The 9,350-nt window shown below is 40.0% G+C and carries 8 protein-coding genes; 4 read left to right on the forward strand and 4 right to left on the reverse strand.

Translation table 11 applies throughout. From position 1 onward, the window contains the following. Positions 1-124 precede the first annotated feature (124 nt). The 4 genes from AN486_RS19875 to AN486_RS19890 all read right to left on the reverse strand — a co-directional run bounded on the left by AN486_RS19875 (position 125) and on the right by AN486_RS19890 (position 4,486). Positions 125-373, reverse strand: coding sequence for a hypothetical protein (locus AN486_RS19875; protein WP_053540621.1), 249 nt, complete (start codon positions 371-373; stop codon positions 125-127). A 2-nt stretch (positions 374-375) separates the two neighbouring features. After that, a complete protein-coding gene (locus tag AN486_RS19880) occupies positions 376-1,248 on the reverse strand; it encodes a hypothetical protein (RefSeq protein WP_053540620.1) in 873 nt (290 codons plus the stop codon). Between the two features lie 372 nt (positions 1,249-1,620). Continuing rightward, positions 1,621-2,415, reverse strand: coding sequence for an RNA polymerase sigma factor SigF (locus AN486_RS19885; RefSeq protein ID WP_039205070.1), 795 nt, complete (start codon positions 2,413-2,415; stop codon positions 1,621-1,623). Positions 2,416-3,655: 1,240 nt separating this feature from the next. Then, the gene (locus tag AN486_RS19890; protein WP_039205072.1) at positions 3,656-4,486 is read right to left on the reverse strand and encodes a photosystem II manganese-stabilizing polypeptide; all 831 of its coding nucleotides are present in this window, start codon (positions 4,484-4,486) and stop codon (positions 3,656-3,658) included. An 830-nt stretch (positions 4,487-5,316) separates the two neighbouring features. Here AN486_RS19890 and AN486_RS19895 point away from each other — a divergent pair. From AN486_RS19895 to AN486_RS19910, 4 genes are all read left to right on the forward strand, one after another. Continuing rightward, the gene (locus AN486_RS19895; protein ID WP_053540619.1) at positions 5,317-5,679 is read left to right on the forward strand and encodes a hypothetical protein; all 363 of its coding nucleotides are present in this window, start codon (positions 5,317-5,319) and stop codon (positions 5,677-5,679) included. Positions 5,680-5,724: 45 nt separating this feature from the next. Then, positions 5,725-6,666 carry an FtsQ-type POTRA domain-containing protein gene (locus AN486_RS19900; protein ID WP_168636218.1) on the forward strand — a complete coding sequence of 314 codons (942 nt, stop codon included), beginning with the start codon at positions 5,725-5,727 and terminating at the stop codon, positions 6,664-6,666. 1,005 nt (positions 6,667-7,671) lie between these two features. Beyond that, positions 7,672-8,970, forward strand: coding sequence for a cell division protein FtsZ (ftsZ, locus tag AN486_RS19905; RefSeq protein WP_039204701.1), 1,299 nt, complete (start codon positions 7,672-7,674; stop codon positions 8,968-8,970). A gap of 168 nt (positions 8,971-9,138) precedes the next feature. Beyond that, positions 9,139-9,350: hypothetical protein (locus tag AN486_RS19910; RefSeq protein WP_290602247.1), on the forward strand; the 212-nt coding region annotated here is incomplete at its 3' end.

Consider the following 9,350-nt stretch of genomic DNA (forward strand, 5'->3'; position numbering starts at 1 on the left):
AATTAAATAAAGTGCAAAAGTAAAAAAGTAGGGTGAGTTAGCGACAGCGTAACGCACCATTCCACATTAAATCAGAATTGCAGGTTATTAAATTTGCGTTGATTAACATCATCAAATCTTATGTTCAAAGCAACTTATAGCGATTTTGATAATAAGCCACTATCTGCTTAAACTTTTCCCGACTTTCCGCATCAGCAGTTGGTGTCCATGAAACCCATAAGCCAGAAACTTGACTTTGGTTGTAATCAAACTCCACAGATGTTTGGGGAATTAGTCCCACTTCCACACCTACCACCTGACGAAGATGCGCCGCCACTTCCCGATATACAGCCAAAGGTAAACCAGCAAATGTTATTTGCTCTTGTAAATTCATAACTATGAAGCCGCCCCCACAAGATTTCCCATCGGCTTCACCATCGAAATAGGATTACCCACAGAAGCTGTAGTAGCTGGTTTAGATACTTTAACTGGTTGTTCCCCTACTTGTTTAGCAACTTCCACACCGTACTGTTCCAAAATCACAGTCGGATTAGCACCTTTGCCCATTTCAATCCGTTTTACCAACACCCCATTCACCAGTCTTTGTCCTGGCTGTACATATCTACTAGTTGGCTCATCCGGTACTTGTACAATTGCTTGAGGTACTTTACCAATTAAAATTACACCAGTCACAATCACACCTTTAGCCGTTTCTGGTTGTGGTGCTGGTGGTAATATCGTCTTCAGTTTAGGAGACGGTACAGATCCAGCCAAAACCGTAGGTAAAACTGGTCTGATCAAGGGTTTTCGGGCGATCTGTAATGGCTTCTTCGGTAACAAAATTGCTGGTTTAGTTGCTATTGTTTTTATTGGTTTCGGCTGAGTTGCTGTAGGTAAAGGGGGTAATTTAGGAACAGCAATTTTCTCCCCAGGGAGCTTAGTTTTTGTCACACCTATTGACTCTACAATTTGCCCAAAAGGATCAGTTCTTCCTTTCTGTACCACCAACAAACGCTCCGTACCATTTGTTGGTTGAATCAAACTGTCAACTGAACCAGGACTCACGGGTAGTTTACTAGATACAAGAGGATTATTAAAAGGTTGAGTCAAAGATGGTGGCTGTGCCGGCTTCGGAGTAGTTACTTGAAGACCAGGATTTGATTGAGGACCGGCAGGATTAGTAGCTGTTGGTGGTTCACCTATAGTACATCCAGTAAGTACCAAGGTTGTTAAAATAGCTGCGGCAGCAATATGGGAATTTTTACTCATTAGCTGTTCTTAAAAATTATAGGAAAGTTTGTTTATAGAGACATCCGGTAAGCGTAAAACTCAGTCCTTCGACAAGCTCAGGAACCATGTCTTTAGACCTGAGATATAAGCGACTCGTGGGGTTTTAACCGCATAGAGTTTTTTTGTAAAGATTGGTTAAAGTACGTAAAGGTTCATCGCCTTTGTACTTAATGGTGTTATGCTGTTCACAACAGGAACGGTAATCAACCTGTCTAAAAACCTAGCTGCCTAACGGCAATCTGTACCTTGACAGGAATAAAATGTTGCTGATCAGCCCTTGTTTTAGACCACAGTCTTAATTCTGTCCTCTTTATAACCTAAATTTTGATATTTCGTAATCCTATTCCATAACTAATCTTCTGTCGCACCAACCATAATTTTTTTCAACAAGTCTAAGCCTTTTTTAACTTGGCGAGAAACTGTCACAACACTAATGTCTAAGTGTGCTGCTACTTGTTTTTGGGTTAAATCGTACAAGAACACACACTCAACAACCTCACGAGTCCGTTTTTCTAACTTAATCAGAGCTTGTTGTAAACGAATTTGGTCTTCTTGAGCTAGTTGAAAACTGCGATATTTGGTATCTGGAACTAACTCACCCAAAGAAGTAGAACCTTCTTCCTCATCTTGTATAGGTACATCCAAACTTAAAGGGGCGCGATTAATCCATGCTAATTTAATTTCTTGCCATTCACTCAGAGAAATTTGCAATGCCACAGCTAATTCCCTATCAGTAGGTTGGCGATTATATTGTTCACGGAGAGAACGAGAAAGCCCAACAGCTTGTTGTTGTAGTGCTAACCACCGTCTGGGTATTCTTACAGTTACACCTTTATCTCGCAGATAGTGTTGAATTTCACCCCGAATGTAGGGCATCGCATAGGAACTAAAAGCATTGCCCTTAGTAAGTTCAAATTTCTCAATTGCTTTAATTAAGCCTATACAGCCTACTTGAATAAGATCCTCATAGCTCCCATCGCACTGATTAATCCAATAATGCGCTTCCTTTCTGACTAATCCCAAATTGAGTTGTACTAGCTGATTGCGGACTCTTTCAGAACGGGATTGTTGATACTCCCGCAACAACTGTGAAATTTCATGTTTGAGTTCATTATTATTTGTTTCGTTTGTAGTTGTATTAGTCATAACAGTTTGATTTTTAAACAAGTAAATTGGGTATATAGTTGCTTTTAAACTAGCTGCGATCGCAGTTTTTTTTCTTTCTTTTGAAACGTTGCCCGTATTCGGCTTTCTCGGAGAAACTGCCGTAAAAATAAGAACTATACTCCATCCATCTTGAAAACTTGGGTTTTCGCCATAGAAAAACTATAGGTTTCAACTTAGACGGGGTTTATATTCGGCTAAATGTAGAGATACAGAATTGAAGCCACCTTATGTTACGTATCAGGGTATGTACTGAAATGAGATCCAGAACATCAAGTAAAGGCTATACAGCAAGAGACTTTTAACTCTTGACTCCCACTTATATGTCAAGTGCAAGTTTTACCTCTACGAAATTGCCGTAAATGCGTTAAAAATTACGATCAGTAATGGACACATCGTAACAATGTTTTTTACTCAACTACCCTAAGTATGTTTCGTAATTTATTAAATAATTATCATAGATTTAAAATATACAATTAGTCATTTAATATTAAACCGGGATTGTACTTAATTTAACTAATTAATTATAAGATTTGGTTATAGATCTTGAGAATTAAAGATAGTTGATGATGATCAAGCTTGATGCTGAGATTATTTTTGTTTATCTGCTAAGTAGGTGAACACAATAAAACCAAACTGTGTAAAGAAACGTAAAATCGCCCAAAACCTCTTTACTCTTGCCTTTTGCCTCTTGCCTCTTGCCCTGCCATAACGACAATTTTCAAGGCCAACCTACTTACCTTCTTTTGATTAAATAAATAATATTACGTAATCAATACCTTGTCCAAATTAGAAAAAGCCTTGATTTGTAGGTTGTGTTGTGGAACGTGAACGTATCCCTGCGGGACACTGCGTGAACGCGGAGCAATTAGCATGAAACCCAACAAATGCGTTGGGTTGCGCTGTCACTTAACCCAACAAATCAGAAAATGGACAAGGTATTGGTAATTAAATAGTTAAGTTTATCTCAAACCTGAAAACATAAAAATAAAATAAAATTTTAGGTCAGTGAATTTACATTACATAAATAGTCAAAAGCCATAGTTTTCCCAGAAAAAAACCAAGATGTACATTAATAGCTGAGTACATCTTGGCTGGGGTAATTATCACAAATCAATTCTTGTGACTTCTGAATTCATTTTCAACATCATGGAGGTATATTAAGTTACTAAATTGCTAAAATATTTATACAGTATACGCTCCTATGATGTTGTATCAATATTTAGGAAAGGGGTTCAATACGTGCGTAGAACAAACCACGAATCTTCACTTCTTTAGGTTCACCTGCACCTAAATCTGTATCAGAAGGTTGTTCACTTTCAAAAGTTCCAGCTATTTCACCAGAAGTATTGTCTACTTTGGCTACTTGTAAGGAAATTTTACCTGGGAGAATTTCTGCACGTTTAACATTAGTACGGGTCAATTCTTCATTATCAGATCCGGCTGGTAAAGCTACAGCGTTATCATAGCCACTGACCACACCACGACCTTTAGGGTCTAAGAAAGCAGCGCCACGATAGGAAGGTACTTTAAAAGTTCCTTCAAAGTCAGTGGACGTATTGATGCTAGTTAAATTAGGTTGTGTTTGTGCAACTAAGTTTTTGATGGTAAATAAGAAGGGTACTAGTTCACCACCAGGAAGTTTAACGGTGATAGCTTGGAAGTCCAGACCATCTTCTTCCTTAAAGGTTAAGCTCTTGTCTGCATTACTGGTTAGCTGACCTTGTACTTGGTCAATGGTAGAAGTATATCTAGTCATAATTTTACCAGGTACAAATTCTGCTTTTTGACGTTTGTTGGCAGGTTCTTCCTTAACAAAGAAACTGGTTGGTTCTAAACAAAGTTCTTTGATGCTATATTTCACGCTGGGATCAATAGCAATTGAACCACGACTAGTTTCTGCTAGTTGAGGGCATTTGTTAGCCAAGCCAGTGCCACGAATTTGTTCGTAAGTGAGTACATCACGGACGCTAGTGGAAGGTTCATCACTGCAAGCGGTGATTAGCCCTAAGCATAGAGCCAAGAAAGCAACAATTAAAGCGCGATACCTCATGGTTAACCTCAATCTCAAAAAGTTAATATTTAAGTTGTCAAACTGCTTTAGTAACCGTACTTGGACGCATTGCGTTCCTGAGTCGGGAATTTAAACCATAGACTAAGCAGCGAACCACATCCATTTTGGATGATGTATGTGTTTTCAGGACATACAACAAGAGTGTTTGGATAGGGAAATTAGCCAGATCATACGATTTTTTTTAACTCAAAATCAAAGCGCTCTAGCGGTTAAATTTGGCTGTTGTACAGCACAAATCATGAAAAAGCCTTCTCTACCTTAGCATCAAGGATTCTCCTTACCTGAGAATAGTTAGAAAGTTATATATTTAGGAGTTCGGGGTGCAGTCCCTGCGCTCTTTTAGTAGTCGGGAGTGCTGGATTGGCTGTTGACCTAATTTTTGTCTCTCATTTCAGTGCATAAGAGACTTCCAAGAAATAAATTATCCCAAGAAACGAACCACAGAGGCACAGAGTACACAGAGAGAGAATTTTTGCATCAGTTTTGGGACATTTTTTTATTTGGAAGTCTCTAAGTAGGTGAACGGCAAAAAGCCGTAGACGCGGAGCGGCTTCTCACAAGAGTAATATGTAACGAAAAGTAAAGTTGCCCAAAATTTGTTCTCTTGTCCGTGAGTTCGACCAATAATTTTTAACGCCAACTTACTCACCGCTATATACAGCAAATAGCAGATTAATGAGGTAAAGCCAGACACCAAGACGGTTCTACTCCTGACTCTGAAACTCCAGTAATTCTGCTGTATGACTTTTTTGTTGATCAATTTAGGGACTTTTCCAGTATCGTATTAGTTTTATGGAGTAACCCGTTCCATGAACCATGATCAAAATTGTGCATCTGGGGATTTGTCCTACCAGCTACAGGCGATTTCCGGTGCGGTTAAAGATGTAGCTCAGAACTGTGAAGGAGATGTGATTGCATTATTATCTTTGTTACGTCATTTAGAAAAGTTGCACAAAGAAATTCGGGATGGAGTATTTCAGGAAAATTTGCCGACTAATCGCCAAAGATTATACTCGCTGCTTCGAGATATTGAGTCTGAGGGTGGTTGGCCTTATATTGCGCGAATGCGAATAAAAGCTTTGTTAGTAAATTTGTCGGAGGAAGTTAGTGATGAGGATGATCTTCCCAAATATACTCATGATGTTTTCAAAGTTGATGACTCGTTAGAATAGTTCAATTTATCTTGTAGATTGGATTGATATTCATAAGAGGGTTGCATGGCTGGGATATTATCAGTTTCTCGGACAAATTTAGCTCAACGCCGCCAAAAATTACGTCGGCAGCGACAACTCAAAATTCTTCAGGCTATTTGGCGGACGCTGGCTGTAACTGGATTTGCTGCGGTTTTATTCTGGGGGGCAATCCAACCGATGTGGGTGTTAAAGGATTCGGGGCAAATAGTGATTAAATCTGGTGGTCAAGTTTTGACGCAAAAGGACATTTATTCATTGTTGGGGTTGTCGTCTCCTCAGTCTTTGTGGCGAGTTCAACCTGCCCTAATTGCTGATTCTTTAAGAAAACAACCGAACATTGCCCAAGCTACGGTTAGCCGCCGTTTATTACCTCCTGGTTTAATTATTGAAATCCAGGAACGAATACCAGTGGCGATAGCTCAAATAACTGAAGATCAAACGGTAACTAGTTGTGTGCTAAATCCGGCTTTCACGGGTAAGTCTGCTGAGGTTAAGTCTTGTTTACAAAATAGCAGTACGGCTAACAAACAAAATGAACTGGGTTTGTTGGATGCTAGTGGCGTATGGATGCCTTTATCAGGCTATATCTCCATTAGCCCCAACTCCAAATTACCTCGACTCATAGTAATTGGGGCGATCGCCCAATACCAGCCATTCTGGAGGCAACTTTATGAAGCTATCAGTAGCAGTTCTCTCCAAGTGACAGAAATTAATTTTCAAGATCCTACGAATTTAATTTTGAAAACTCAATTAGGAAATGTCCATTTAGGTAGCCCTAGCAGTAGATTAACTGAACAAATTCAAGCACTTGTCCAAATGCGCCGTTTACCAAATGAAGTTAATCCTAGTAATATAGATTACATTGATCTCAAAAATCCTGCTATTCCATTAGTACAAATGAATCAAAAAAAATCAGGCTTAGTTATCAAGAAATCAGACTTACTGAACAAAACACCAATCCGTTGACAATTTCATATTTTTGTAAATTAGGTATATATTACACATATAGATATGGAATTCTTTAGCCATTAGTTACAAAATCATGCCAGAGGTTGTAAAGTTAGTAACTAAAAAACATTCATCAAAAAACGTGGGGAGGTTATTAAAAATTATTACTAGTACACTGTCGGTTAAGGGACTTCCAATTAAAAAAATACCCAAAAATTTCTTGTGGTGCGGGACGAAAAGCCTGCTAATCATCAAGGACAGGCAGGACTTGTGCTGAGCTTGTCGATAGCGTAGCGTGGCGTTAGCCATAGTATGCCCATCCCACAAAATTGGGTAATTTATTTTTTGGTGTTCCCTAAGTGAATGAACCATTCTCAATTGCCAAAAAGCTTGCTCAATATTACTTTTGACTTTTGACGAACGCCCGGCGGTACTAGCATTAAGCTTTGTCAAACAGTTAATAGCCAGTTAAGTGCCTGCTGTCAAGCAGTTCCAACAGCTTGAAATCCATAGATAGGGTTGTTTTGTTATAGTGGGGGCTACGGAGAAGTTTAGCTAACGCTATTGTTGAATTAATCTGTTGCTGATAAAAAGGATGAGATCAATGAATGTCTATACTTTTTGGAACTATACTTTTTAAGAATAGGGGGGAGTCAGCAAGATCAGGGGTTGATATGGAAGGAGTCACATAAGTTAGGAATCACTGAGTAAAATCCTGTGATCAACAGAGTTTCATAATCAATTGATGTCTTAACTATCTTGGCAGTTGCCAGATCATAAACTGTAAAGCTAATCAACAATCCATAAGTAAAAGGGTTAGCCGGCAATAGTCTGAATATCTGACCCTACAACTGAGGTTTTATACCTCTTTCATGGACAAATTATCACATCTTAACCTGCCATCATATAGGCTGGGAAATAGCAAAAAAAATAAAATCCGCTGCCAAGACAAATTTTGGCAACTGGTTGACTCGTAGGTGAATTACACCGAAAAAAGTCGTTTATATACCTTTCACAAATCCAATGACACTTGATAATAACCAAGGGCTGACTAATAACTCTCAAACTCCAGGACAACTAGGGTTCTCCCAGGCTGTGAACTCAAATAACCCCTTTAGTAACTCTGGGCTAAATTTTGCCCAAGGTAAGGATAGCAAGAGAATTTCTCCTGAAAATAGCGGTATTGGTGAAATTGTGCCAGGCCGTGTTGCTAATATTAAGGTGATAGGTGTAGGTGGTGGTGGTGGTAATGCTGTCAACCGCATGATTGAGTCTGATGTGTCCGGTGTTGAGTTTTGGTCAATTAACACTGATGCTCAAGCTTTGACTTTAGCGGGCGCTCCTAGTCGCTTGCAAATTGGACAAAAATTAACTAGAGGACTAGGTGCGGGTGGAAATCCGGCGATTGGTCAAAAGGCGGCGGAAGAATCTCGTGATGAAATTGCTACTGCTTTAGAAGGCGCGGATTTAGTATTCATTACTGCTGGTATGGGTGGTGGCACAGGTACAGGTGCAGCCCCAATTGTGGCAGAAATAGCCAAGGAAATGGGCGCTCTTACTGTTGGTGTGGTGACTCGTCCATTTATCTTTGAGGGACGCAGACGCACTAGCCAAGCAGAACAAGGGATTGAAGGCTTGAAAAGTCGGGTAGATACCTTAATTATTATTCCCAATAATAAGTTATTGGAAGTCATTCCTGAACAAACTCCCGTGCAAGAAGCTTTTCGCTATGCTGATGATGTATTGCGTCAAGGTGTGCAAGGAATTTCTGATATTATTACCATTCCTGGATTGGTCAACGTTGACTTTGCTGATGTGCGGGCTGTGATGGCTGATGCGGGATCGGCTTTGATGGGAATTGGTGTGAGTTCGGGCAAGTCTAGAGCTAGAGAAGCTGCGATCGCCGCAATTTCTTCACCTTTGCTAGAATGTTCTATTGAAGGAGCTAGGGGAGTTGTCTTTAATATCACTGGTGGTAGTGATCTGACCCTTCATGAAGTTAATGCTGCGGCAGAAACAATCTATGAAGTCGTTGATCCTAATGCCAATATTATTTTTGGAGCGGTAATTGATGACAGACTGCAAGGAGAAGTCAGAATTACTGTAATTGCAACTGGATTTACAGGTGACATCCAACCTCCATCAGCACAAACCGTAGTTACCCCTAGAGTCGTCACACCCACTCCCACAACTACCAGAAGACCCTCACCACTACAACAACCTGTCAATAACCCCAGTCCAGTTGTAGAACAACCAAAAGAAAAACCTTCCTTGGATATCCCCGATTTTCTGCAAAGACGACGAACACCACCAAAAAATTAAATGATAGTGGATATGAGATTTTAGATTAAATTTACAGTCTCAGTTGAGGCTGGTGTATACAAGTTGTTAGTTATCAGGAGTTCAGGAGTTCAGGAGTATGCCTAACGCCACGCTGCGCTATCAGGAGGTAGGGGCGCAGGGCCTGCGCCCATTCAGGAGTTCAGGAGTATGGCTAACGCCACGCTGCGCTGTCAGGAGTTCAGGAGTTCAGGAGAAAGAAAAAAGAAGAAAGAAGGAAGAAGAAAGAAGGAAGAAGGAAGAAGGAAGAAGGAAGAAGGAAGAAGGAAGAAGGAAGAAGGAAGAAGGAAGAAGGAAGAAGGAAGAAGGAAGAAGGAAGAAATTTCTCCTCTACTCCCCCTACTCCCCCTACTCCCCCTACT

The organism is Anabaena sp. AL93 (genome assembly GCF_001672085.1).
GTDB lineage: Bacteria > Cyanobacteriota > Cyanobacteriia > Cyanobacteriales > Nostocaceae > Dolichospermum > Dolichospermum heterosporum.

Coding starts and splice junctions, on each gene's coding strand:
- AN486_RS19875 (WP_053540621.1), bottom strand. CDS start 373: ATGAATTTACAAGAGCAAATAACATTTGCTGGTTTACCTTTGGCTGTA.
- AN486_RS19880 (WP_053540620.1), bottom strand. CDS start 1,248: ATGAGTAAAAATTCCCATATTGCTGCCGCAGCTATTTTAACAACCTTG.
- AN486_RS19885 (WP_039205070.1), bottom strand. CDS start 2,415: ATGACTAATACAACTACAAACGAAACAAATAATAATGAACTCAAACAT.
- AN486_RS19890 (WP_039205072.1), bottom strand. CDS start 4,486: ATGAGGTATCGCGCTTTAATTGTTGCTTTCTTGGCTCTATGCTTAGGG.
- AN486_RS19895 (WP_053540619.1), top strand. CDS start 5,317: ATGAACCATGATCAAAATTGTGCATCTGGGGATTTGTCCTACCAGCTA.
- AN486_RS19900 (WP_168636218.1), top strand. CDS start 5,725: ATGGCTGGGATATTATCAGTTTCTCGGACAAATTTAGCTCAACGCCGC.
- ftsZ (WP_039204701.1), top strand. CDS start 7,672: ATGACACTTGATAATAACCAAGGGCTGACTAATAACTCTCAAACTCCA.